Origin of the sequence: Mycobacterium branderi, from assembly GCF_010728725.1 — a bacterium.
Taxonomy (GTDB): domain Bacteria; phylum Actinomycetota; class Actinomycetes; order Mycobacteriales; family Mycobacteriaceae; genus Mycobacterium; species Mycobacterium branderi.
Genome location: NZ_AP022606.1, coordinates 1,220,099 through 1,244,598, shown reverse-complemented (window position 1 = coordinate 1,244,598; position 24,500 = coordinate 1,220,099). Strand labels below are relative to the sequence as shown.

Genomic DNA, 24,500 nt, shown 5'->3' with positions numbered 1-24,500 from the left:
GGAGTGTCACAGCGTCGTGAGCACCGCAACCGAAGCACCGCCAGTTCTCGTCGAACAGCGCGACCGAATCCTGATCATCACGATCAATCGGCCCGAGGCCAAAAACGCCGTCAACGCCGCGGTCAGCAAGGGCCTGGCCGACGCGATGGACCGGCTGGACGGCGACGCCGGCCTGTCGGTGGCGATCCTGACCGGCGCCGGCGGCTCGTTCTGCGCGGGCATGGACCTCAAGGCGTTCGCCCGCGGCGAGAACGTCGTCGTCGAAGGCCGCGGGCTGGGCTTCACCGAACGTCCGCCGACCAAGCCGCTGATCGCCGCCGTCGAGGGCTACGCGTTGGCGGGTGGCACCGAGTTGGCGCTGGCCACCGACCTGATCGTGGCATCCAGGGAATCGGCGTTCGGCATCCCGGAAGTCAAGCGCGGCCTGGTCGCCGGGGGCGGGGGACTGCTGCGGCTGCCACAGCGCATCCCGTATGCGGTCGCGATGGAGCTGGCGCTGACCGGTGACAACCTGCCGGCCGAGCGGGCGCATGCCCTGGGTCTGGTCAACGTGCTGGCCGAGCCGGGCAAGGCACTGGACGAGGCGATCAAGCTGGCCGAGAAGATCACCGCTAACGGCCCGCTGGCTGTCGCCGCCACCAAGCGGATCATCGTCGAGTCGCGCGGCTGGAGCCCGGAGAACATGTTCGCCGAGCAGACCAAGATCCTGATGCCGGTGTTCGCCTCCAACGACGCCAAGGAGGGCGCGATCGCGTTCGCCGAGAAGCGGCCTCCCAAGTGGACCGGGACCTGAGCATCAACCTCTCGGCGTATTTCGCCCGCATCAACTACTCGGGGTCGGCCGACCCGACGCTGGAGACGCTGGCCGGACTGGTGGCCGCGCACGGACGTCACATTCCGTTCGAGAACCTCGACCCGCTGCTCGGTGTTCCGGTGGCCGACCTCAGCCCTCAGGTGCTGACGGACAAGCTGGTGCGCCGGCGTCGCGGCGGCTACTGCTACGAGCACAACAACCTGTTGCGATATGTGCTCGAGCAGTTGGGTTTTGGGGTCGACGCGCTGGCGGGCCGGGTGGTGTGGATGAGCCCGCAAGGGTTGGACGGACCGCCGCCGGCGCAGACCCACCAGGCGCTGTCGGTCCGCATCCCCGGCGTGGACGGCCCGTTTCTTGTCGATGTCGGTTTCGGCGGCCAAACCCTGTCCTCGCCCATCCGGCTGACACCCGGCCCGGTCCAACAGACGCGCCACGAGCCGTATCGGCTGCGCACCCATGGCGACGGCTACGTACTGGAAGCACTGGTCAGAAAGACGTGGCAGCCGCTGTACATCTTCAGCACCGAGCCACGCCCGCTGATCGACCTGCTGGTCGGAAGTTGGTATGTGTCAACGTATCCCGAGTCTCACTTCGTCACCAGCCTCACTGCCGCGCTGGTGACCGACGACGCGCGATGGAACCTCAACGGGCGCCATCTGGCCATCCATTCGAAGGGCGAAACCGAGCGCATCCGATTCGACGCCGCCGGGCAGGTGCTCGACGCGCTGGTCGACAGGTTCGGGATCGACGTGTCGGGTCTCGGCGACGTCGAGGCCAGGATCGCCCAGGTACTCGACAACTAATTGCATCGTCTAAACTCGGCATGACACTTTTGGCTGCGTTTGTAACGGGCACAGAAAGTCCGAGCTTTGAGCATTTCGCTACTCCTCGAGATGGCGGTCTCGAGCAATCCCGACCGGACCGCCGTCGTCTCCGGCGACCTCCGGCTGACGACGCAAGAGCTGAGTGACCTGGCCGACGGCGGCGCCGGGGTCATCGCTGGATCGGGCTGCCGCCATGTGGCTTACGTCGGCACCGGCGGGGCAGTGCTGCCGCTGCTGATCTTCGCCTCGGCGCGCGCCGGTGTGCCGTTCACGCCGATCAACTACCGGCTCTCCGCCGAGGGCATCCAGACTCTGATCGCGCGGTTGCCCGAACCGTTGGTGATCGTCGACGACCGCTACCGCGACATGGTCGTCGGCAAGCAGGTGATGGACTCCGACGAGTTTCTGGCGAAGGCCCGCAGCGCGGAGCCGGCCGCGGAGTTCCCCGACCCGGACGCGACGGCGATCGTCTTGTTCACGTCGGGGACCACGTCGCAGCCCAAGGCCGTCGAACTCTCGCACAACAACCTGACCAGTTACGTCACCGGCACAGTGGAATTCGAGTCGGCCGAGCCGGCCGACGCCGCGCTGATCTGCGTGCCGCCGTATCACATCGCGGGCGTCGGGGCCGCGCTGTCGAACCTGTACGCCGGCCGCAAGATGGTCTACCTGCCGATCTTCGACCCCGAGGAATGGGTGAGGCTGATCAACGCCGAGCACGTCACCACCGCCACCGTGGTACCGACGATGCTCGACCGCATCGTCACCGTGCTGGAGACCGGCCGTCACGAGTTGCCGTCGCTGCGCAACCTCGCCTACGGCGGCTCGAAGGTCGGTCTGCCGCTGGTCCGCCGTGCGCTGGAGCTGTTGCCGAACGTCGGCTTCGTCAACGCCTACGGCCTGACCGAGACCAGTTCGACGATCGCGGTGCTCACCCCGGAGGACCACCGCGAGGCGCAGGCGGCGTCGGATCCGGCGGTCGCCCGCCGGCTGGGATCGGTTGGTCAGCCCGTGCCGGGAATCGAGGTGCAGATCCGCGACGAGAGCGGTGCCGTACTGGGGCCGGGGCAGACCGGCGAGCTGTTCGTCCGGGGCGACCAGGTGTCGGGCCGCTACACGGGGATCGGTTCGGTGCTCGACGCCGACGGGTGGTTTGCCACTCGCGACATCGCGATGCTCGACGAGGGCGGCTACTTGTTCATCGGCGGGCGCAGCGACGACACGATCATCCGCGGCGGTGAGAACATTGCCCCGGCCGAGCTCGAGGATGTGCTGATCGAGCACCCGCATGTGCGCGACGTCGCCGTGGTCGGCGTCGACGATCCGCAGTGGGGTCAGGCGATCGTCGCGGTGGTGGTGCCCGTGCCCGACGTCGAACCGGACCCCGACGAGCTGCGCGAGTATGTCCGCAAGCACTTGCGCGGTTCGCGTACTCCCGACCGAGTAGTCTTTCGCGACGAGCTGCCCACCAACGCCACCGGCAAGGTGCTTCGCCGCGAAATCGTGGAATCCCTAAGAACTCTAGGATCGAAATCATGATCAAGAACGGAACCCGCCTGGCCAGCCAGGTGTGCGACACGCAGGTCATCGTCGTGCGCAGCGCCGACAGCCTCGACGACTTGCGCTGCGGCGGGGCGCCGATGGTGCCGTTGGGCGCCGAGCGTTCCGGGGAACTGGATCCGGCGTTCGCCGACGGCAACGTGATGGGCAAGCGCTACGTGGACGAGAACGGCGCCGAGGTGCTGGTGACCAAGGCCGGTGCCGGCACGCTGGCAATCGGTCAGACCGCGCTGAGCCTCAAAGAGGCCAAGCCCTTGCCGGCCAGCGACTAACCGCGCGTTACTTCGGCACGCCGTTACGGCGGACGAATTCCCTTGCCTTGATGAGGAATTCGAGTTGGCTGTGCACCTCGCGTAGCGGATCGGTGCTACGCGTCGAACGGCATAACACGACGGCGCCCTCGAGCGCCGCGATCGACGTCACCGCCAGCGATGCCGCATCCGATTCAGGGAAGCCGTCGGCGACGAATGCCCGGGCCAGTGCCGCGCACCAGCGGCCCAGGATCTGCCCCGCCTCGGCGGTCAAGGGCGGATCCTCGTCGGCCGAGCCGATTGCCGCCGCCACGACGGGGCAGCCGGCTGCGAAGTCGCTGTCGGCCAGCAGCTTTTCCCACAATTCGACGAACTCGCGCAGCAGCACCATCGCGCCACGCTCGGCGGATTGATCGATGGTGGCGGTGATGGCATCACCGGCATACCGCAGGGCTTCGGTGAGGATTTGGTTGCGGCCCTCGGGAAAGTGGTAGTAGACCGAGCCGCGCGGCGCGCCGCTGCGATTGAGCACTTCGTCGATGGTGACGCCGGCGGCCCCGCGTTCCCGCATCACCTCCGCGGCGCTGACCAGCATCTTGGTGCGCGTCCCGCCTCGTTTGGCGCGTCTGGTGCGCGTGGCTATCGACATGGCGAACTCCCCCCGGGAACCCCGACTCTCAAGCGGCGTGCGAGTGGCGTAGTTGCGGCATCCGCCAGTGCACGCTGCGCGGGTGCAACCGCACCGACTTCAAGGACGTGTGGGGCAGGTCGGGAACCTCACGGGTGAAGCGGTAACCGACGATGTTCAACTCGAGGACCCACATGATCTTTCTCCTGCCTCATGCGCCGGTGAGGCCCATGATTATGCAAGACAGCATAGAACAAGCTAGGGGTTCTATACAAGTAGGTAGCCCTACAAGGGACAACTGCACCTCATATGGGCAAGCCGCGCTAGCACGCCGCACTGTCTATGTCCTATTGCATATTACTTAGACCTGCGGTTGACTCGGCCCATGACCGAAACCTCACTGCCCGTTCTGGAGACCGTGACCCTCGAGCGGGACGGCCACGTGCTGCTGATCGGTCTCAACCGGCCAGACAAACGCAATGCCTTCAACCGCGCGATGCTCGCCGACCTGTCTCGGGCATATGCGCTGCTGGAGACCGACGCCGAGATCCGTGCCGGGGTGCTGTTTGCCCACGGCGAGCACTTCACCGGCGGGCTGGACCTGGTCGACGTCGCACCGGCGATCGCCGCCGGCGAACTGGAGTTCCCAGACGGCGGGCGCGACCCGTGGCGCCTCGACGGCTCCTGGACCACTCCGCTGGTCGCCGTCGCCCAGGGCTGGTGCATGACGCTGGGCATCGAGCTGCTGTTGGCGGCTGACATCCGAGTGGCCACGGCCGGTACCCGGTTCGCGCAGCTCGAGGTGCAACGCGGGATCTACCCGTTCGGCGGTGCGACGATCCGGCTTCCCCGCGACGCCGGCTGGGGCAATGCGATGCGCTGGCTGCTCACCGGCGACGAGTTCGACGCCGACGAGGCACACCGCATCGGACTGGTGCAGGAGGTGACCGTCGACGCGGCCGCCGCGCTGGCCCGGGCATGCGAGATCGCCCACACTATCGCGAATCATGCTGCACCGCTGGGCGTTCGGGCCACTCTGGCGTCGGCGCATCTGGCCCGCGAACACGGTGATGCGGCCGCTATCGCACGGCTGCGACCGGAGGTTGCCGCGTTATTCGGGACCGCCGATGCCGCCGAGGGCGTGCAGTCGTTCGTCGAGCGCCGGCAGGCCCACTTCCAGGGACAGTAGCCCGCGTTAGGTTGCTAGGCGGGGCGTGGGACGGCGGCCATCCGAGATTGACCGATCCACATAGGCACTACGCGGCGCACCTGCGACGGCGCGTCGATGGATACCGACCCGTCGAGCAGCGCACGCGACCACGACACATCGCCCCGCCAGATAAAGGTGAGTGCGCGCAGGGTGCACGACACCGTCGCGGCGACGTCGTAGCCGGGATCGAAGTCGCATACATCGGCTCGACCGCCCGCGACTATGAGCCACCACGACGACGACGCCTTCGGCGCCACGCCCGACAGGCGGAATGCCAGCACCGTGCGCTCGCGCGGCCACTTGTTGATCGGCACCGTGCGATGGATGTCCCACATCAGCAGATGCGGGTCGAGCTCTTCGTCGCCGATTTGCGGAATCCATCGCACACCCCAGGCGCCGATTGCCTGCACGACGTCTTGCAGCTCCTTGCCGCACGGTGTCAGTGTGTACGCCGCCCGCCCGTCGGCCTCGGAACGTTCGACGAGACCCGCGCGGGTCAGGGTCTGCAGCCGCTTGGACAGCAAAGCCGGCGACATCTTGGGTACGCCACGGCGCAGCTCGTTGAAGTGTCTACTGCCCGCTAGTAATTCGCGCACCACCAGCATCGTCCATCGCTCGTCAAGCAGCTCCATGGCTTTGGCGACGGGGCAGAACTGGCCGTAGGACGGCATGTTGTGACGGTACATCCCGAAGGCGGCTGGTGGTACAGATTCAGAACCGCGACCGGTTCAGATTTGGCACTGGAATCGCCGCGCTGGTAAACGGACGATTCTCCATGCAGCAAAAGCTTCGAACGAGGAGATCACCGTGACCGCTGATGCCGCCACTACCGCTGACCATGACTTGGCCGGCAAACAGCGCGCAGTCTGGGCAACTGGCGACTATGGCATCGTGGCCAGCGAATTGGTCGCGCCACTTGGACCCGTGCTGGTGCAAGCCAGCGGCATCGGACCGGGTGAACGCCTGCTCGATGTGGCCGCCGGAACCGGCAACGCCTCAATCCCCGCCGCGGAAGCGGGTGCCCGCGTGGTCGCGAGCGACCTAACCCCTGAGTTGCTGAAAGTCGGACGCGCGGCGGCAGCCGAGCGCGGCGTCGAACTCGAATGGAGGGAGGCCGATGCCGAGGCACTGCCGTTCGACGACAACAGCTTTGACGCGGTGGTGTCGTGTGTCGGCGTGATGTTCGCCCCGCACCATCAACGGGCAGCCGACGAACTGGTTCGCGTGTGCCGTCGCGGCGGAACGCTCGCGCTGATCAACTGGACCCCCGAGGGCTTCATCGGTCAGATGTTCGCGACGATGAAGCCCTTTACACCGGCGCCACCACCCGGGGTTCAGTCACCGCCGCTGTGGGGCAAGGAAGACCACGTCAAGCAACTGCTGGGCGAACGGGTAATCGATCTGGCCATGCAGCGACGCGCGCTGAACGTCGACCTGTTTGCCACCGGAGAGGCATTCCGCGACTTCTTCAAAACCAACTATGGACCGACGATCACCACGTATCGCAGCATCGCGGCCGACCACGAGCGTGTCGCCGCGCTCGATGCCGCGTTGGCTGGACTGGGCAACGATTCCTGGCCGGATCGTCGACGATGCGCTGGGAGTACCTGCTTATCACCGCGCGCAAGCGCTAGCAGCGAGTCAAGGGAGATGGGCCGATATAGCCGCGAGTCCGAGCTAACCGTCGATCGTGTAGCCCATCGGCATCAGCACACTCTTCTGCTGGGTGAAGTGCTCGACGCCCTCGGGCCCGTTTTCGCGGCCGATGCCGGAGTTCTTGTAGCCGCCGAACGGACAGCACGGATCGAACGCGTACCAGTTGATCGCATACGTCCCGGTGCGGATCTTCTCCGCGATCTCGATCCCGTGCGGCACGTCGGCGGTCCACACGCTGCCGGCCAGGCCGTACACCGAGTCGTTGGCGATCGCGACGGCGTCGTCTTCGGTGTCGTAGGGAATGATGGACAGTACTGGCCCGAAGATCTCCTCCTGGGCAATCGTCATCTTGTTGTCGACATCGGCGAACACCGTCGGCTGCACAAAGAAGCCGCTGTCGAGCCCCTCGGGCCGCCCGCCGCCGCACACAAGCCGGGCGCCCTCCTCGATGCCCTTGGCGATGTAGCCCTCGACCCGCGTGCGCTGCTTCTCCGAGATCAGCGAACCGATCTGGGCGGCCGGGTCCGACGGCAAGCCCACCGGCAGCGCCTGCACGAAATTGCTTACCGCATCCACGATTTCGTCGTAGCGCGAGCGCGGCGCCAGGATGCGGGTCTGGGCCACGCAGGCCTGCCCGGTGTTCATGATCCCGGAGAACACCAGCATCGGGATGGCGGACGCCAGGTCGACGTCGTCGAGCACGATGGCCGCCGACTTGCCGCCGAGCTCCAGGGTGCACGGCTTGAGCAGGTCGGCGGCGCGCCGGCCGATCTCCTTGCCGACGCTCGAGCTGCCGGTGAAGGTGAAGATGTCGACGTCCGGGTTGGACGTCAGTGCTTGCCCGGTCTCGATCCCGCCGGGCACTATCGAGAGCACGCCCTCGGGCAGGCCGGCTTCGGCGAACACTTCCGCCAAAGCGATTGCGCTCAACGGTGTTTCGGCTGCCGGCTTCAGCACCACCGTGCACCCGGCCAGCAGCGCGGGGCCCAGCTTGTTGACGGCCAGGAACAGCGGCACATTCCACGCGACGATCGCGCCGACGACGCCGAGCGGCTCGCGGTAGACGATGCTTTGGCCGTACCCGCCGTTGCGGATCTCTTTCCACTTGACCTGCTCGACGGCCGGGCCCGCGAAAAAGTTCAGCGCTCCGATCGAGCTCATCCAGTGCATCGTCTCGACGGTGGTCGGCGGCTGCCCGGTTTCGCCGGCGAGCAATGCGGCGAAGAGCTCCTTGCGCTCTTCCATCAACTTGAGCGCGTTGGCGATGACGGCCGCCCGCTCGGCCGGCGGTGTCGAGGGCCACGGTCCGGTGTCGAACGCCCTGCGGGCCGCCGCGACGGCGGCGTCGACGTCGGCCGCAGCCGCGAGCGGCACCCTGCCGACATAGTCGCCGGTGGCCGGACAGCGCACCTCGATGACGTCGGTACTCGACGGTTCGGCCCACTTGCCGCCGATGAACAGCTTGTCGTATTCAGTCTTGTGGCTTTGGCTCATGGCGCCACCCTACCCAGCGAGCGGCAAAACGAGAACAGGTTCCAATCAACTGGTGGCTACGGCTGTAGCACCAGCACCATGTTGCTCACCAGAAATTCCCGCAGGCCCGGCACCGACGTCATCCACCACGCCCATCGCGGGTGGTAGCGCGGAAATGCGGCGACGAGCGTCCCGGTGCTGGCCGCCCAGTCCAGGCCGTCGGCCGCCGAGACCGCGAATAACGACGACCCGTAGTTGTTCTTGGCCGGGTGGCCATGTTTGCGGGCGTAGCGTGCGGCGGCCCGCTCGCCGCCCAGGTAGTGGGTCAGGCCCATCTCATGCCCGCCGAACGGCCCCAGCCACACCGTGTACGACAACACCGCCAGCCCGCCCGGCCGGGTCACCCGCAGCATTTCGGCGCCCAGCTGCCAGGGCCGCGGAACATGTTCGGCGACGTTGGAGGACAAGCAGATGTCCACCGAGTCGTCGGCGAACGGCAGCGCCATGCCCGACGCCCGCACGAACTCACCCGAGTTGTGCGTGTAAGCCGGTGCGGCCGCGTGCATTTCGTCCGGGTCCGGTTCGACCCCGATGTACCGTATTCCGGCGTCGGTGAACGCCGTCGCGAAGTATCCCGGCCCGCCGCCGACGTCGAGCAGGGTTCGGCCCGCCGCGGATTCTTCGTGCACGCCGCGCCAGAGGTCGCCGACCATCGCCGCGGTATCGGCAGCCAGCGTTCCGTAGAAGCGGGCCGGCTGCGATTGCTCGTAGCGGAACTCCGAGAGCAGCCGCAGCGAACGCGACAGCGTCGCCCGCCGGGCAAACAGGTCGGTCACGGCCATCGCCGTCAGCCTACGGAGGCTTTCCCATTAGGCTGACCCCTGATGTCTGCTCTGCGCTCCGTCCTGCTGTTGTGCTGGCGTGACACCGGACACCCGCAGGGCGGCGGCAGCGAAGCGTATTTGCAGCGTATCGGCGCGCAGCTCGCCGAGTCCGGTATCGCCGTCACGCTGCGTACCGCACGCTACCCGGGCGCGGCTCGCCGCGAAGTGATCGACGGCGTACGGATTAGCCGCGCCGGCGGGCGCTATTCGGTGTACGTGTGGGCACTGCTGGCGATGACGGCGGCGCGCCTCGGGCTCGGACCACTGCGGCACGTGCGGCCGGACGTGGTGATCGACACCCAGAACGGCCTGCCGTTTCTGGCCCGGCTGGTCTACGGACGACGGGTTGCCGTGCTGGTGCACCACTGCCACCGCGAGCAGTGGCCGGTCGCCGGTCGGATGCTCGGCCGGCTGGGCTGGTTCGTCGAGTCCCGGTTGTCGCCGCGGGTGCACCGACGCAGCCAGTATGTGACGGTGTCGTTGCCGTCGGCCCGCGACCTGGTGGCGCTGGGAGTGGACTACGAGCGAATTGCCGTGGTGCGCAACGGTCTTGACGAGGCGCCGGCATCCACGCTGAACGGGCCGCGGGCGAGCGCACCCCGGATTGTCGTGTTGTCGAGACTGGTGCCTCACAAGCAGATCGAGGACGCGCTGGAAGCGGTGGCGGTGCTGCGTCCGCGAATACCGGGCTTGCACCTGGACATCATCGGCGGCGGGTGGTGGTGGCAGCGGCTGGTCGACCACGCGGCGCGCCTCGGCATCAGCGACGCGGTGACATTCCATGGCCACGTCGACGACGTAACCAAACACCGTGTGGTGCAACAGTCTTGGGTGCACGTGCTGCCGTCGCGCAAGGAGGGCTGGGGCCTAGCCGTGGTCGAGGCAGCACAGCACGCGGTGCCGACCATCGGCTACCGGTCGTCGGGCGGGCTGGCCGATTCGATCGTCGACGGGGTGACCGGTGTATTGGTCGACGACCGTACCGAGTTGGTCAATCGGCTGCACCAACTTCTGGACGACGCGGTGCTGCGCGACCAGCTCGGAGGCAAGGCGCAGGCACGCAGTGCCGAATTCTCTTGGCCGCAAAGCGCCGACGCGATGCGCACAGTGCTGGAATCCGTGTTGGCCGGAAAGCGGATCAGCGGCGTGGTGTAGCCGTGGCCGAGATGTCGCTAGCCTGGCTGCTCCAACCGCTCACAGTGCAGACCTTTCTCGACGAGATATGGGCGACGACGCACTACCACGTCAAGCGATGCAACGCAGGCTACTTCGAGCGCCTCCTGCAGGGGCCGTCGGTAATCGACGAACTTCTGGAGTATGTCCGGCCAGAGCCATCCGGGGTGCGGCTGGTCCGGCGGGGCGAGGACAAGGATCCTGCCAGCTACCGGCTTGCGGACGGCAGCCTCGATCTGACGCGCGTCCGCAAGGACTTTGACGACGGCTACACGGTCGTCCTCAACCGGCTTGAGGAGTACGTGCGTGCGATCGGGTCGTTGTCGCATGCCATCGAGGTCGATCTGAATTTCCCGACGCGGGTCAACGGCTACATCACGCCGCCCGGGTCAGCCGGCTTCGTTCCTCACTACGACCCTCACGACGTGTTGATACTTCAGATCCAGGGGTCCAAGGTGTGGTACCTGTCCACCGATGCAGTGGTCCCGCCGCACGAGATGCACCGCCCGGATTCGGTTGTCACGCCCGAACTCTCGTCGCCGACCGAGTTGCGCCTGGAAGCCGGCGACGTGCTGTACCTGCCGCGCGGCCGGGTTCACGGGGCTGAGACGCAGTCGGAGCCGTCCGTGCATTTGACCGTGGGAATTCACGCGCCCACCGTGCTGACCCTCATGACCCACCTGCTGCATGCGCTGAGTCTTCGCGACGACGGCGTTCACGCCCGTCTGCCGGCGCGGTACCTGGACGACGCCGGCGTGCGCGCGAGTCTGGTTGACGTCGTACGCGACATCCTCAGAACCGTCGAGGACCCCGAGGTCGTCGAAGAAGGTCTCGGGGCAATGGAGGAGGTTCTGGCCCGGCGTGGCCGCTGCCCACCGGTCGGACAGATCTCGAACGCCGTTGGAATCGACGGAGACTCGCTGGTTGTCAAGTATCAGCCGCTTTATTCGCGGGTGGTGGCCGATGACGGTGGTGTTGGCCTGCAGTTTGCGCAACTGCTGATAAAGGTGGGCCCCGAACACGAAGCCGCGATGCAGTTCATGTCGAAGAGCACCGAGCCATTTCGGGTTCGCGAGCTGCCCGGATTGAGCGCGGAGCAGCAGATGGCGCTGGCCCGCACATTGGTCACGACCGGATTCCTCGTCCGGCTACTCGACGACTGAAAGCGCTTTCGCGTAGAAATCGAGACCAACAGTCCGAAAAAGCGGACACAATAAGCCGAAATCATCCGCAGTTCTTTATTGCGCAAGTACTCGCCCGGCGGAAGAATTACCCCGGGAGGCTGCCTGTGAGTGTTCGACGATGACCGCGCCGATCTGGATGGCGTCGCCGCCGGAGGTGCATTCGGCGCTGCTGAGCAGCGGACCGGGGCCGGAGTCGTTACTGGCAGCCGCTGGCGTGTGGAATTCGTTGAGCGTCGAATACGAGTCGGCGGCCACCGAACTCAGCTCGCTGTTGGCGGCGGTGCAGACCGGGGCATGGCAGGGCCCCAGCGCGGAAGCGTATGTGGCCGCGCATGTTCCGTATCTGGCGTGGCTGATGCAGACCAGCGCGAACAGTGCGGCGACGGCCGCCCAGCATGAGACGGTGGCGGCCGCCTACACCACCGCGCTGGCGGCCATGCCGACACTGGGCGAGCTGGCTGCCAACCACGCCATGCATGCGGTGTTGGTGGCGACGAATTTCTTTGGGATCAACACCATCCCGATCGCGCTCAACGAGGCCGACTATGCGCGGATGTGGGTGCAGGCGGCCACCACGATGACGACATATCATGCGGTGACCAGTACTGCGGTGGCGTCGACGCCGCAAACCGACCCTGCGCCGGAAATCCAGAAATCCAACAGCAACGGCAACTCCGGCGGAAGCCAAGACGAGGGGCCGGGCCCCACCGATCCGAGTTGGTGGACGGAGCGGTTGGACAAGATCGGCTCCGCTATCTGGAATGAGCTGACGAATCCAAATCCGACCAACGCCCAGGTGCTCTATCAGATTTTCACGTATTGGATTCCGCGCTGGGGAGGCGAGGTGTATCTCACGTTCGCCCCGCAGCTGACGCAACTATCGGAGCTCTCGTTCGGCTTGATCGCACCCGCCATGCCTATCGCGGGTGCGGCGGGCCTGGCCGGGCTGGCCGGCATGTCGCAATCCGCTTCCGTCTCGGCGCCCGCCCTTCCGGAGGCGGTGGCGGCCCCGGCGCCGGCCGACATCCCGCCGGTCGCCGGAGTTGCGCCCGCACCCGCGCCTTCGCCCGTCGCCGCCCCGACCGTGTCCCCGGCACCCGCGACCGCGCCCGCGGCGAGCACCGTCGCGACCACCGCCCCGCCGGCACCGCCTCCGCCCGGCGGGGCGGGTTTCGCCTACCCGTATGTGGTGGGTCCGCCCGGGGTGGGGACCGGCGCGCCGATGAGCGTCCGCGCCGGCGCCAAAATGAAGGCGTCTGAGCCTGACTCGTCCGCCGCTGCGGCCGCGGCGGCGGCGCGGGAAGAGGCGCGCCAGCGCAGGCGCCGAACCATGGTGAAGCAACTGGGCAGGGGTTACGAATACATGGATCTGGAGCCCGACGTGACAGCCTCGGATCAGGGTGCGGGAACGCTGGGGTTCGCCGGTACCGCGCAGAAGACCAGTGCCGGGCAAGCGGCGGGGTTGACCACGTTGGCCGGCGATTCGACCGGCGGGCCGACCATGCCGATGATGCCCAGCAGCTGGGATCCCGACGACACTTAGTCGACGCGTTCGGATGCCCAGTACTCGCGCAGACTGGCGATCCGATCGCCGTCGAATTCCAGGATGGCGACCTCGCGCATCAGTTTGCGGTGGCCTTGGACGACGTCGTCGAACCGGGCTTCCCACTCGGCTACGGCTGTCGTCCCGTCGAGGTAGAGGTTGAGCAAGTCGGCCTCGATATTCGCCTGTTCCGCAACGACTTTGGTCCTCCAATAGTCGCGGATACCGGCTACACCGCGGATCGGCTCCTCGAGTACACGCTCATGATAGGTGGCGGTCGGGGTGAAGATGGTGACGATCAGGTCGGGATCCTGGGCCATCCATGCGCGCAGGTAGACATCGACAACCCGGCGCACGTCGTCCTTCGACAAGCTCATGCTCGCCCATCCTCGTTGTTGCTGTCACTGATTACGACGCCTGCAGGCCACCCCTATGCCGATCGCGCCGACGGCAAGCATCGCAAGCCACACGAAATGCGCGACCAACACGGTCGACCGCCGACTGGCGGGCGCACCGACACTCTCCCCGCCGACTCGATACAACTCGAGGTCCGGGCCGCGATAGAGCGCGGGTAGTCGCCCGAGAACCCTTGCCGCAGAGCCCATCTCGCCGGGCGTTCCCCGTTCCACGACCAGCCACGCCACCCCGGCGCGGTTCAGCGCGGCGGGATCTGCTCCGGCCAAGAGCAGCTGTTGCACTCCACGAGCCCGGGTGCCCTCGCCAACAACGGTCACCCCGGAAATCGTCAGGTCGCCGGTCGTCAGCACGTCGGCGCGCAGCCAGCGGGGCAGCGGGTCCAGCGCCGGCGTCGGACCCGACCACGAGAAGCGCCGCATGCTGCCGGCCGGTAACACCGCCACCGTCCCGGGGTGGTCGTTGATTGCCGCCGCGACGACGGCCCAGCCCCGCGGATAGTGCACCGGCTGCACCCTGCCCCAGACACCCCAGGCCAGGTCGGGCAGCGTGAATATCAGTGCAGCGCAACAGATCAGCGCCGTCACCGACGGGTACACCCAGCGCCGAAGCGTCAGCACCGAGCCCGCGGCCGCCAGCGCATAACCGGGCATCGCCAGCGCCACCCACTTCTGCCCGTCGCGCAGCACACCGAGGCCGGGCGCGGCGTCGACGACGGCCCGCAGCACGGCCTGGCCCGGGCCGGTGGCCAGCGCGGCAGGAACCAGCACCGCCACCGCCGCCAACGCCAGCAGCGGAACCGCCGCCGGTCGACGCACCACGACCGGCAGTCCGGAAGCCACCACACCCAGCAACACCACTGCCCCGACTAACGCGAAAAGCGTTGCGCGAGTGGGCGGTACCGCCTCACCGTTCCAGATGCCGCCCAGGCTGGCCAGGCTGCCCAGCGTGCCCAGGCCCGGCTCGGCGCGCGCTGCGAACGCGGCAATCGCGGCGCCCTGCTGCGCCGGCAGCGATGAGCCCAGTGCCGTCGCCGTCAGCCACGGCAACGCCGCCACCACCGCGCCGGCCAGCGTCGCCGCAAAGCACAGCCAACGCCGATGCCCGCAGCCCGGCGTCAGCACGCACACCAAACCCAGCGTCGCGGCCAGCATCAACCCGGTCGGCGTCAGACCGGCCAGCGCGATCCAGAACGCCAGCCCGAAGAACCGCGGCCACCCGCCTGCTGACCGCAGCGCCAGCATCGTCGTCGCCACCCACGGCAGGCAGCCGTAACCCACGAGCAGGCTCCAATGTCCCTGCAGCAACCGCTCGCCGACATAGGGATTCCAGATCGCCAGCGTGATCGCCACGAACTGGCCGCTCGCTCCGGCGTCGGGCAGCACCGTCGCCGCCAGCCGGGCCGCACCCCAGCCGGCCAGCCACAGCCCTGCGACGAGCAGCGCCTTGACCACGACGCCGCCGTCGACGCCGTGCGAGGCGAGTGCCACCGCGAAATCCTGCGGCGTTGCGCGCGGCGCCGATTCGGACAGACCAAGAGCACTATCGGACAGATAGGACCGCGGCGTGGACACCGCGTCGCGCAGCAGTAGATAACCCGGTCTCAGCAATGGTCCGGCCACCAGTAGCGCCAGGGCCAGCGCGTAACCGGGACGGGACCACCGCAGAATCCAGCGGCCGATCCCGGTCAAGGTCAGGTCCGGTCTGGCGGACCGGATTCGGGTGGCGTCGTCGGCGGCGGCGGAGTATCTCGGTGCAGGTCCGCGGGCGGTGTGGGCAGCTTCTCCGTCTCGGCCTCGGCCCCGGGTACCGGCTCGGAGGGCGGCCCGCCGCGGCCGAAGAAGCCGTGGTCGGCGGTGTCCAGGCCAGGGTCGAGCAACGCCGCCTCGGTCCGCAGGCTGAACGAACCCAGCAGCACCCCGCCGATCAGGGCAATCAAGCCGGCCGCGGTGAAGGTGATCGGCAGTACCCGCGACCACAGCGCTATGCGATCGCGCTCGTTGCGGGCCGCGTTGACCTGCGCTTCGATGGTCTCCTCGGTGGTGGTGACCTTGTAGTCGGCCAGCGCCACCTCGGGCTTGAGCGCGTCACGGGCGAAGTAGTGGTTGGCGTGCTCTTCTTCCTTGACGATCGTGCCCGACTCGGGGTCCACCCAGAAGGTCTTCTGCGCCGCGTAATAGCGGGTCATGGTGATCTTCTCGTCGGGGTTGTCGCTGGGGACGTCCCACATCGCGGCCGTCGCCGTGGCCTTGCTGTCCTCGTCGTTGGCGTACAGCGACGGGTACTTCACCGGGTCGGCCAACTTTCCGTCTGCGTCGTAACCGACGTTCTGGGTGAACTTGTAAGTGGTCAGGCCGTTGACGTCTTCTTCGCCGGTGTAGTTGGCGTCGAACGCCTTCTGTGCAATCGGGTCGAAGTATGAGTACGTCTGTTTTTCGGTGTGGAACGGAAACCGGTAGGACAGCCCGTCATGCGGCAGCGCGATGTTCGTCGGCGGGTTGTCGTCGTTGATGGTGCGCGGCTTTTGCACGGCGCCACCGGGATGGGTCTCGTCGGAGACCGCCATGGCCGTCTTCCGGTTGAGGGTGACGGTGTCGACCAAAGCCAGCAGCAGGCCGGTGTCCTTCTGCTTGTCGGTGCGGCGAACCGAGGTACCCACCTGGAAGGTGACCACGTCGGCGTTGGCGGGCGACTCGACGCTGATCTGTTGCTGGGAAACCAGCGGGACATTCTTGTCGATGACGAAGTGGTCGCCGGACAACGACGCGGGATCCAGGGCGGTTCCGCTGCCGTCGCTGATCAGCGTGGTGTCCAGGTTGAGCGGAATCTTGGTGATCCTGCTGGCGGTGTACGTCCAGAGCAGCAGCGCGGCGATCAGCAGAGCGGCCCCAAGCCCCATGATTCCGCATGCGGCGATCCGCAACATGACTGCTCGGTTCACCCGCGTCCTCCTTCTGGTCCAAGACCGGCCGACCTCGGAGCAAAGCCAAAACTCGTTTGACCCTAACAGCAAAATTTAAGGTGCCGGCTTAGTCCCGCGTTGCATCGCGGGCACACTGTCTCGCATGAGCGATGGCCAGCAGATCGGTGGGGTGCGCAGCTTCCTGCCCGCCGTAGAAGGCATGCGGGCATGTGCGGCCGTCGGCGTCGTCGTCACCCACGTCGCGTTTCAAACCGGGCATTCCAGCGGGGTCGACGGCCGGCTGTTCGGCCGTTTCGACCTGGCGGTTGCGGTGTTCTTCGCGTTGTCGGGGTTTCTTCTGTGGCGGGGGCACGCCGCCGCGGCGCGCGGTCTGGGGCCCGGTCCGTCGACAGGCCACTATCTGCGGTCGCGGGTGGTGCGCATCATGCCGGCCTATGTGGTGGCCGTGGTGGTGATACTGACCTTGCTGCCGGACGCCGAGCACGCGAGCCTGACGGTCTGGTTGGCGAATCTGTCGCTCACGCAGGTCTATGTGCCGCTGACGCTGACCGCGGGACTGACTCAGATGTGGAGCCTGTCGGTCGAGGTCACCTTCTATATGGCGCTGCCGATCCTCGCGCTGCTGGCCGCGCGGCTGCCGGTCCGTGCCCGCGTGCCGGTGATCGCCGGTCTGGGCGTCGCCAGTTGGTTTTGGGGCTGGATTCCTTTCCACGCGGCGCCCGGGCTCAACCCGCTGAACTGGTCGCCAGCGTTTTTTTCCTGGTTCGCCGCCGGCATGCTGCTCGCGGAGTGGGTGCACAGCCCGATCGGGTTGCCGCATCGGCTGGCGCGGCGCCGGGTGGTGATGGCCGTCGTTGCGGTGGGCGCATATCTGGTGGCCGCGTCGCCGCTGGCGGGCCCGGCCGGCTTGACGCCCAGCACCGCCGCCCAGTTCGCGGTCAAGACCGCGATGGGGTCGCTGGTGGCCGCCGCATTGGTCGCGCCGCTGGTGTTAGACCGGCCGGATACCCCGCACCGGTTGTTGGGCAGCGCGCCGATGGTGACGCTGGGCCGCTGGTCCTACGGCATATTCATCTGGCACCTGGCGGCGCTGACCATGGTGTTCCCGGTAATCGGTGAGTTCTCGTTCCGCGGCCACATGCCGGAGGTGTTGGTGCTGACGCTGCTTTTCGCAATCGCGATCGCGGCCGTGAGCTACGCGCTGGTCGAATCGCCGTGCCGGGAAGCGTTGCGGCGCTGGGAGATCCGCAGACGCGAGGCGGTCAGCCGGCGCCAAGAGGACGCAATCGCGCCATGATCTGCTCGCGTACCGCCGAGCGACGTGCCTTGCCGGCGTCGTCGCGCAGCGCGGTGTCGACGAACTCGACGGTACGCGGCACCTTATATGCGGCAATCCGTTCGGCCAGAAACGCGCGGACCGTTTCTTCGTCGAGTGCCTCCGATTGCACCAGCGCGTAGGGCACTTGGCCCAGATCATCGTCGGGTACGCCAACCACCAAGCAGGACAACACATCCGGGTGTTCCGATAGGGCGCTCTCGATCTCGGCGGGATAGACGTTGCGGCCGCCGACAGTGAACATGTCGACGCGGCGATCCGACAGGTAGAGAAACCCGTCTTCGTCGAAGTGGCCCAGATCGCCCAGCGAATCCCAGCCGTCGCGGCTCTTGGCGGTGACGCCGACATAGCGGTAGGTCGGCGCGGTGCCGGGGCTGGGGCGCATGTAGATCTCGCCGACGACGCCGGGTGGGCATTCGCGGCCGTCGTCGTCGAGCACCTTCATCTCGCCGGCCACGACGATGCCCACGGAGCCGCGATGAGTAAGCCACTGATCGCCGGAGATGAAGGTCAGCGCTTGTAATTCGGTGCCGCCGTACAGTTCCCAGATCTTCTCGGGACCGAGCAGGTCGATCCAGGCTTGCTTGATCGCGGGCGGGCACGGCGCGCCCAGGTGCCAGAATCGCCGGATCGATGACAGGTCGTAAGCACCTGGATCGGCCCGATAGACCGGCAGCAGGCGCTGCATGATGGTCGGCACCGTCGTCAAAAACGTGACGCGATGTTCGGTGACGAGCCGCAGGAATTCGTGCGGATCGAATCTTGGCATCAGCACCAGGTGGTGGCGCATCAGCAGGCCGATCACCGTGGTGGTAAAGCCGGTGTTGTGGGTCAGCGGCACGGAGATCAGGTTGACGTCGCCCTCTTGCGCGCCCAACGGGTAGCCGATCTCGGGTGGTATCCGGCTGTCGCCGCCCGCTTCGATCAATTTGGGACGACCGGTGCTGCCGCCCGAGGCCATCGACTTCCAGCACGGCGACACCGCTTCGGGCAGCGTGTCGTCGGAGGTTTCTGGCGTGAATCCTGCTGGCACACTGGGGATTTCGGGATGGTCGCGGCCGATGATCAAGGCCCTGGGCCGTAGCTCGATGATGCCTTCGAATTCGGCATCCGGAAGCCGCGGCGACAGCGGCTGGGGCACCGCGCCCAGCTTCCAGCACGCGACCGCGGCCTGCACCCACTCGATCGAATTCGGTAAGACGATCGTCACGTAGTCGCCGACGCCCACGCCGAGCTCTTTGTATGCGCGGGCCAGGCGGTTCGTCGACTTGTCGAGTTCGGCGCGAGTGATCGTGCGCCCGTCGCAGGTTATGGCGGGTTCGTCGGGCGCTTCGGCGGCCAGCGCTGAGATCTGCGTGCCGATCGGTGGGACCTCACTCATAGCCGCCCTGTCGTTCGAAGATTTTGCGCGGGTTGTCGACGAGCATGGTGTGCAGGTGCTCGTCGGTGACGCCGCGTTCCTTCAATGCCGGGATCACGTCGTTGTGGATGTGCAGGTAGTGCCAATTGGGTGCGACGACCGGCATCAGCTCTTCGGGCAGCGCGTCGAAGTAGCAGTTGGCGTCGTGGGAGAGCACCATCTGGTCGGCGTGGCCGCGTTCGCACATCTGCGCCACCGTGTTCACTCGGTCCTCGAAGGGCAGGATCACGTCGATGCCGAACCGGTCCATGCCGAGATAAGACCCGGCGGCGATCAGCTCTTCGAGGTAACCGATGTCGGTGGAATCGCCGGAGTGGCCGATGACCACCCGAGACAGGTCGACGCCTTCTTCTTCGAAGATGCGTTGCTGCTCGAGCCCACGCCGCAGACCGGCGTGGGTGTGCGTGGAAATCGGCACACCGGTGCGCTTGTGTGCCTGGGCCACCGCGCGCAGCACCCGCTCGACGCCGGGAGTGATGCCGGGTTCGTCGGTGGCGCACTTGAGGATCGCCGCCTTGATACCGGTGTCGGCGATGCCCTCTTCGATGTCGCGGACGAACATGTCGGTCATGATCTCCGGGCCGTCGAGTTGAGTGCCCGGGCCCTGGAAGTGGAACCGGAACGGCACGTCGTTGTAGGTGTACAAGCCGGTCGCGACGACGATATTGAGGTCGGTTTGGGCGGCGACGCGGGCGATGCGCGGGATGTAGCGGCCCAGTCCGATGACGGTCAGATCGACGATGGTGTCGACCCCGGCGGCCTTGAGTTCGTTGAGCCGCTTGACGGCGTCGGCCTCACGCTGGGCCTCGTCGCCCCAATCCTCGGGATAGTTCTCCATGATCTCGGTCGTCATGATGAACACGTGCTCGTGCATCAGCGTGACGCCGAGGTCGGCGGTATCGATCGGTCCGCGTGCGGTATTCAGTTGCGACATGGGGCCGATGGTAGGACTCTCGCGGCTTGAAATCGGCGAGATTGCATTGGCGAGGCGTCATCCGGGCATCAATGTCCGGCCGCCATGGCCTTGATGAGGCCGTGGTGAGGTCGCGGATTATCAAGGCCAGGTAAGCGAATTCCTCTATGCTTCAATCCGTTTGGGCTAGCCGGCCTAGTTGGGTGGTGGTGGTTGGGGTTGGAAGGGGTCGTACCACCACCAGTCGGCGCGTTCGCCGAGGGGCCCGGACCAGGGTGGGACATCGGGTGGGGGATGCTTGGGTGGGCGCGCCAGTGATGCTGCGCTCAGGCGTTGGCCGTCGCTGTCGGTGACGATCAGATTGTCGGCGGTTCCGGTGATGGTGATGTCGCCTTTGTGGTGCAGCCGGTGGTGGTACGGGCAGACCAACACCAGGTTGGACAGCTCGGTGGGGCCGCCGTCTTCCCAGTGGCGGATGTGGTGGGCGTGCAGGCCGCGGGTGGCCCCACAGCCGGGCACCACACAGCAACGGTCGCGGTGCTCGAGGGCGCGGCGCAGCCGCCGGTTGATCACCCGGGTGGTGCGCCCGGCGCCGATCGGCTGCCCGGCACGTTCGAACCACACCTCACAGGTGGCGTCACAGCCCAGGTATTGGCGCTCGGCCTCGGATAGCAGCGGGCCCAGATGCAGCGCGGCGACGCGCTCTTTAACGTCGAGGTGGGCCACCACCGTGGTGTGCTGGCCGTGTGGGCGGCGGGCCACCTCGGTGTCCCAACTGGTTTCGACCAGCCGCATGAACGCCTCCAGGGTGCCCGGCAGCGGCGGCGCCTGCTCGAAGACCCGCCCGTCGGGGCGATCGGCCTTCCACTCGGTGATCAGCGCATCGCGGTGCGAGGCCAGCGCCGCCTCGAATTTGGCCGCGTCGTCGTGGGCGAGTTTGATCCGCCACCAGGCGAACTGCTCATCGCCGCCCTTGGTGATCGAGGGCTGCGGCTCAGGCCGCCCCTCGGGCTCGGGTCGCGGTTCGAGCTTGACCGCGGTGCGCAGCTGGCTGACCGTGGCCACCGCCGCCAACGCCGCGTAATGCTCATCGGAGCCCTGCCCGGCCCGCCCCGCGATCACGCCGACCTGATCTAGCGACAGCCGGCCCTCGGCCATCCCCTGAGCGCAGCGCGGAAACTCCTCGAACCGGCGCGCCACCGTCGCGATGGTGTGCGCCGTGCCCGAGGACAACCCGAGTTTCCAGGCCATCAACGCCGCCAGCGAGCGCACACCGGTCATCCCCCACAGCTCGTCACGATCCAGCTCCGCGGCAATCTGCACCAGGCGCGCATCAATGGCATTGCGCTGACCGGCCAACTCCGCCAACTCCTCAAACAACACCTCAAGCCGATCGACAGGCCTCAACCCCACAGCAGGCGAAGCACTGGTCAACGACATACCCGCATCATCGCACCCGGGTCCGACAAGTTCGCCGTCGTCGATCCCGGCCCAGCCCGCCGACTTTCACGTCTGCCGTACAGGCTGCGGGCGTCCACTGGCCAGGGAGGCCAGGGCGGCATCGATGACGACGTTGGTGGCGTACCCGTCGTAGCTCGACGCTCCGGTGAAAGGCTCGCCGGACACTCCGGCCAACCAGGCGGCGTCTTGTACGCGATAGGCCTGGTGGAAACGTTGCATCCAGGCCTCGGCCGACGCGCTCGGTGTGGGGGAGGCGAGGGTGAGCACGCCGGAGCTGCCCACGATGTCGCAGCCGATGTCGTATTCCAGCCCCGGCCCACGGCCGAGTTCCATGGCGCCAAGCACACCCGACTGCGAGGTCAGTGTGAGGACGACGAACACTGTTGATCCGTCGCGACTGGCGTGGGCGATGGCGGAAACCTCGTCGACGTCCTCACCGCACAGCCAGCGGAACACGTCGATGTCGTGGGACGCAGAGCTTGTGATGAGTTGTTGCTCGTCAAAGGTGATGACTGCCAGCGGATTACGGTGGCGCTGAGTGATCAGGACCGGTTCCCCGATACGGCCGGACTGCAGCGTGCGGTGGATCTCCTGGTAGGTGGCGTCGTAGCGACGCATGTAGCCGACCTGCACCAGCCGGCGACCGGTGGCCGATTCGGCGTTGACCAACTGCAACGACTGGTCGGCCGACGTCGTCAGTGGCTTCTCACAGAGCACGTACAGGCCGCGGGCGATACACGCTTCGACGATCTCGTGGTGGGTGTCGTCAGCGGTCGCCACCACAACCGCGTCGACGTCGGCGTTGTTGACGCAATCGACGGGATCGTGGAAAACGGCTGCGGCCGGCACAGAAGCAGCGGCGCGTTCGACGAAGGGAACATGGCTGTCGGCGAGCGCGGCGATCTGTGCCTGCGGGTGCAGGCTCGCAAAGATGGCCAAGTGTTCCATGCCCATGTTGCCCAGTCCAATGAGGGCGAGCCGCACCGGCTTAGAGTTCACCGGTCATCCGACGGTTCGACGTCCGCCCAGGCGCCGCTGCACACCGAGGCGGCCACTGCGGAGTGAATCTTGGCTGCCCGCAAGCCGTCTGCGAACGTCGGTAGCCCGTCGGGCGCGGTGCCGGTGCGGATGGTCTCGTACACGTCGGCAACAAACAAGTTAAAGCAATCCTGGTAGCCCTGGGGATGACCTGGAGGCAGCACGGAGTAGCGCGCGCTGCGCGGATCGAGTGCATCCGCGTCGCGTGATAGCACCGTGTTGGCGTGCAGCCCGCCGACGATGAGCTCGTCGGGATGTTCCTGGTCGAATTGCACCGCCGTGTCACGACCGTCGAAAGAGAAGGACAGCTGGTTTTTTCGGCCCGGTGAGGCCTGGCTGACGACGACGCTTCCGATCGCCCCTCGGTCGGTGCGAAAAGCGACCACTGCGCCGTTGTTTCGCGGTCCGCCGGCTTCCGTCGCGACGACGGCGCGGAGGCGATGACCGGTGACGAATTCCATCAAGTCACACCAGTGCGAACCGATGTCGGCGAAGGTCATCGAAACACCGCTTTGTGTCGGGTCAGATCGCCAGCCTTGCGGGTTCGCTTTGGACATGTGGTCTTGCACGTAGCCGCCGTGCATCAGCCACACGGCTGCATCGGCGATCCGGCAACGCGCCTCCCGCACCATCGGGTAAAAACGGTAAATGAATGGCACGGCCGCAACGGCGCGGGCGGCGTCGGCGGCGTCGACGAGGGCAGCAGCATCGGAAACTGTTGTTGCCAAAGGCTTTTCGCAGATGACATGCTTGCCTGCGGCCAACGCGGCGGTGGCCTGCTTGAGATGCAGACTGTTCGGTGTGCAGATGTGCACGACGTCGACGTCGTCAGCGCTGAGGATTTCTTCTGCGGTGGCTGCGCGTTCGGCGCCGAGGCGCTGCGCGGAGCGCTGACTACTTTCCGGCGTGCTGGCAGCGATCGCCACGAGCTTTCCGCCGGCTCGACGGACGGCGTGGGCGTGCACGGAGCCGACCATGCCCGCACCGATGAGCGCGCTGCGTAGTGGATCCGGCTGGCTCATGGCTTGTGAGCCTCTATCAATACTCGCGAGCTGTAGGTGACGAAGACTCCTTCGGTTTCGATCTGTTGGTGCATTCTGAATAACTTGTCGTGGTACCTACCGACTGTGAAGTCCGGAATGACCCAACTCAACTTGCGCAGGAAATAAATCACTGCGCCGACATCGAAGAACTCGAGCCGGATCTGCTCATGTCGCAGGTCAACCACTTCCAGTCCGGCGGCAGCAACTTCGGCGCGGACGGTATCCGGGTCCAATTGCCCGCGAATTCGCTCGTGAGGCCGCGGCCCGACGAAGTGCTCAATGAGTTCGCGAAGGTAAATCACGCCCACGTGCTGCGCAAAGTACGCGCCGCCTGGTTTGAGCACCCTGGCGATCTCGTCCCACCACACGGCCGACGGATGCCGACTGCAGATCAGATCGAACGCCGCGTCGGCGAATGGCAGCGGCGGCTCGTCACCCGTGGCGACCACGACCGCACCGAGCGGATGCAACAGCCGGGTGGCCAATGCGAGGTTCGGCGGCCACGGCTCCGCGGCCGCCATCGTCGGCGGAAAGGGAGCGGCTCCTGCTAAGACCTCACCCCCGCCTGTATAGACGTCGAGCGCTGATGAGACCTCCGCCAGACGCCCGCGTAGCAGTCGCTGGTATCGCCACGACGGCCGCTCTTCCGTGGCCCGACCCTCCAGCCAGGAGAAGTCCCAGCCCGCGACCGATACCGAATCGGCCTCTGCCACAAGCTCGTCGAACGCCCGGTTCATCCGCCGATCATCGCA

At 66.8% G+C, this 24,500-nt stretch carries 23 protein-coding genes and 1 pseudogene; 10 read left to right on the top strand and 14 right to left on the bottom strand.

The annotated features are described in order from the left end of the window. Positions 1-16: 16 nt before the first annotated feature. The 4 genes from G6N47_RS06460 to G6N47_RS06445 all read left to right on the top strand — a co-directional run bounded on the left by G6N47_RS06460 (position 17) and on the right by G6N47_RS06445 (position 3,470). On the top strand, positions 17-793 hold the full coding sequence (locus G6N47_RS06460) for a crotonase/enoyl-CoA hydratase family protein (RefSeq protein WP_083133134.1): 777 nt from the start codon (positions 17-19) through the stop codon (positions 791-793). Further along, positions 790-1,617 (top strand): arylamine N-acetyltransferase family protein, encoded by an 828-nt coding sequence (locus G6N47_RS06455; protein ID WP_083133246.1) that lies wholly within the window; start codon positions 790-792, stop codon positions 1,615-1,617. Before G6N47_RS06460 ends, G6N47_RS06455 begins: the two co-directional genes overlap by 4 nt. Positions 1,618-1,683: 66 nt before the next feature. Beyond that, positions 1,684-3,177 (top strand): class I adenylate-forming enzyme family protein, encoded by a 1,494-nt coding sequence (locus G6N47_RS06450; RefSeq protein WP_083133133.1) that lies wholly within the window; start codon positions 1,684-1,686, stop codon positions 3,175-3,177. After that, entirely contained in the window at positions 3,174-3,470 is a 297-nt protein-coding gene (locus tag G6N47_RS06445; protein WP_062540528.1) for a hypothetical protein, read from the top strand. The genes G6N47_RS06450 and G6N47_RS06445 overlap by 4 nt, the downstream gene beginning before the upstream one ends. Positions 3,471-3,477: 7 nt before the next feature. Here G6N47_RS06445 and G6N47_RS06440 read toward each other — a convergent pair whose 3' ends face one another. Together G6N47_RS06440 and G6N47_RS29155 are read right to left on the bottom strand one after the other, a co-directional pair. Next, complete coding sequence (locus G6N47_RS06440) at positions 3,478-4,098, bottom strand: TetR/AcrR family transcriptional regulator (RefSeq protein WP_083133132.1); 621 nt, start codon at positions 4,096-4,098, stop codon at positions 3,478-3,480. 28 nt (positions 4,099-4,126) lie between these two features. After that, positions 4,127-4,273, bottom strand: coding sequence for a hypothetical protein (locus tag G6N47_RS29155; RefSeq protein WP_169714670.1), 147 nt, complete (start codon positions 4,271-4,273; stop codon positions 4,127-4,129). A gap of 189 nt (positions 4,274-4,462) precedes the next feature. Between G6N47_RS29155 and G6N47_RS06435 the strand changes: the two genes are divergently transcribed. Beyond that, a complete protein-coding gene (locus G6N47_RS06435; protein ID WP_083133131.1) occupies positions 4,463-5,266 on the top strand; it encodes a crotonase/enoyl-CoA hydratase family protein in 804 nt (267 codons plus the stop codon). Between the two features lie 14 nt (positions 5,267-5,280). Here G6N47_RS06435 and G6N47_RS06430 read toward each other — a convergent pair whose 3' ends face one another. Then, a complete protein-coding gene (locus tag G6N47_RS06430; protein ID WP_083133245.1) occupies positions 5,281-5,958 on the bottom strand; it encodes a winged helix-turn-helix transcriptional regulator in 678 nt (225 codons plus the stop codon). Between the two features lie 136 nt (positions 5,959-6,094). Between G6N47_RS06430 and G6N47_RS06425 the strand changes: the two are divergent. Beyond that, positions 6,095-6,921: pseudogene (locus G6N47_RS06425) on the top strand (methyltransferase domain-containing protein). A 43-nt stretch (positions 6,922-6,964) separates the two neighbouring features. Here the strand turns inward: G6N47_RS06425 and G6N47_RS06420 are convergent. Both G6N47_RS06420 and G6N47_RS06415 read right to left on the bottom strand, forming a co-directional pair. Beyond that, complete coding sequence (locus tag G6N47_RS06420) at positions 6,965-8,437, bottom strand: aldehyde dehydrogenase (RefSeq protein ID WP_083133130.1); 1,473 nt, start codon at positions 8,435-8,437, stop codon at positions 6,965-6,967. Between the two features lie 56 nt (positions 8,438-8,493). Further along, entirely contained in the window at positions 8,494-9,258 is a 765-nt protein-coding gene (locus G6N47_RS06415) for a class I SAM-dependent methyltransferase (RefSeq protein ID WP_083133129.1), read from the bottom strand. 42 nt (positions 9,259-9,300) lie between these two features. On the opposite strand from G6N47_RS06415, the gene G6N47_RS06410 reads away from it, so the two are divergent. From G6N47_RS06410 to G6N47_RS06400, 3 genes are all read left to right on the top strand, one after another. After that, positions 9,301-10,455, top strand: a complete 1,155-nt coding sequence (locus G6N47_RS06410; protein WP_083133128.1) for a glycosyltransferase family 4 protein — start codon at positions 9,301-9,303, stop codon at positions 10,453-10,455. Between the two features lie 11 nt (positions 10,456-10,466). After that, a complete protein-coding gene (locus G6N47_RS06405; RefSeq protein ID WP_083133244.1) occupies positions 10,467-11,636 on the top strand; it encodes a cupin domain-containing protein in 1,170 nt (389 codons plus the stop codon). A gap of 139 nt (positions 11,637-11,775) precedes the next feature. Then, positions 11,776-13,200: a PPE family protein gene (locus G6N47_RS06400; RefSeq protein WP_083133127.1), complete on the top strand. Its 1,425-nt coding sequence runs from the start codon at positions 11,776-11,778 to the stop codon at positions 13,198-13,200. Here the strand turns inward: G6N47_RS06400 and G6N47_RS06395 are convergent. The 3 genes from G6N47_RS06395 to G6N47_RS06385 are packed head-to-tail and all read right to left on the bottom strand — an operon-like array spanning position 13,197 to position 16,555. Then, complete coding sequence (locus G6N47_RS06395) at positions 13,197-13,577, bottom strand: nuclear transport factor 2 family protein (protein ID WP_083133126.1); 381 nt, start codon at positions 13,575-13,577, stop codon at positions 13,197-13,199. The two genes, G6N47_RS06400 and G6N47_RS06395, sit on opposite strands and share 4 nt — an antisense overlap. A gap of 24 nt (positions 13,578-13,601) precedes the next feature. Further along, entirely contained in the window at positions 13,602-15,281 is a 1,680-nt protein-coding gene (locus G6N47_RS06390; protein WP_083133243.1) for a hypothetical protein, read from the bottom strand. Positions 15,282-15,307: 26 nt separating this feature from the next. Next, positions 15,308-16,555: a DUF3068 domain-containing protein gene (locus G6N47_RS06385; RefSeq protein WP_163659568.1), complete on the bottom strand. Its 1,248-nt coding sequence runs from the start codon at positions 16,553-16,555 to the stop codon at positions 15,308-15,310. Positions 16,556-16,679: 124 nt separating this feature from the next. On the opposite strand from G6N47_RS06385, the gene G6N47_RS06380 reads away from it, so the two are divergent. After that, positions 16,680-17,834, top strand: coding sequence for an acyltransferase family protein (locus G6N47_RS06380; protein WP_083133125.1), 1,155 nt, complete (start codon positions 16,680-16,682; stop codon positions 17,832-17,834). Here G6N47_RS06380 and G6N47_RS06375 read toward each other — a convergent pair. From G6N47_RS06375 to G6N47_RS06350, 6 genes are all read right to left on the bottom strand, one after another. After that, positions 17,800-19,254: an AMP-binding protein gene (locus G6N47_RS06375; protein ID WP_083133124.1), complete on the bottom strand. Its 1,455-nt coding sequence runs from the start codon at positions 19,252-19,254 to the stop codon at positions 17,800-17,802. The genes G6N47_RS06380 and G6N47_RS06375 overlap by 35 nt on opposite strands. Beyond that, positions 19,247-20,227 (bottom strand): phosphotriesterase family protein, encoded by a 981-nt coding sequence (locus G6N47_RS06370; protein WP_083133123.1) that lies wholly within the window; start codon positions 20,225-20,227, stop codon positions 19,247-19,249. The genes G6N47_RS06375 and G6N47_RS06370 overlap by 8 nt, the downstream gene beginning before the upstream one ends. A 174-nt stretch (positions 20,228-20,401) precedes the next feature. Continuing rightward, on the bottom strand, positions 20,402-21,646 hold the full coding sequence (locus G6N47_RS06365; RefSeq protein WP_163659566.1) for an HNH endonuclease signature motif containing protein: 1,245 nt from the start codon (positions 21,644-21,646) through the stop codon (positions 20,402-20,404). A 66-nt stretch (positions 21,647-21,712) separates the two neighbouring features. Beyond that, positions 21,713-22,666, bottom strand: coding sequence for a Gfo/Idh/MocA family protein (locus G6N47_RS06360; RefSeq protein ID WP_083131720.1), 954 nt, complete (start codon positions 22,664-22,666; stop codon positions 21,713-21,715). Beyond that, the gene (locus G6N47_RS06355) at positions 22,663-23,727 is read right to left on the bottom strand and encodes a Gfo/Idh/MocA family protein (protein WP_083131721.1); all 1,065 of its coding nucleotides are present in this window, start codon (positions 23,725-23,727) and stop codon (positions 22,663-22,665) included. The genes G6N47_RS06360 and G6N47_RS06355 overlap by 4 nt, the downstream gene beginning before the upstream one ends. Then, a complete protein-coding gene (locus G6N47_RS06350) occupies positions 23,724-24,485 on the bottom strand; it encodes a class I SAM-dependent methyltransferase (RefSeq protein WP_083131722.1) in 762 nt (253 codons plus the stop codon). The genes G6N47_RS06355 and G6N47_RS06350 overlap by 4 nt, the downstream gene beginning before the upstream one ends. Positions 24,486-24,500 lie beyond the last annotated feature (15 nt).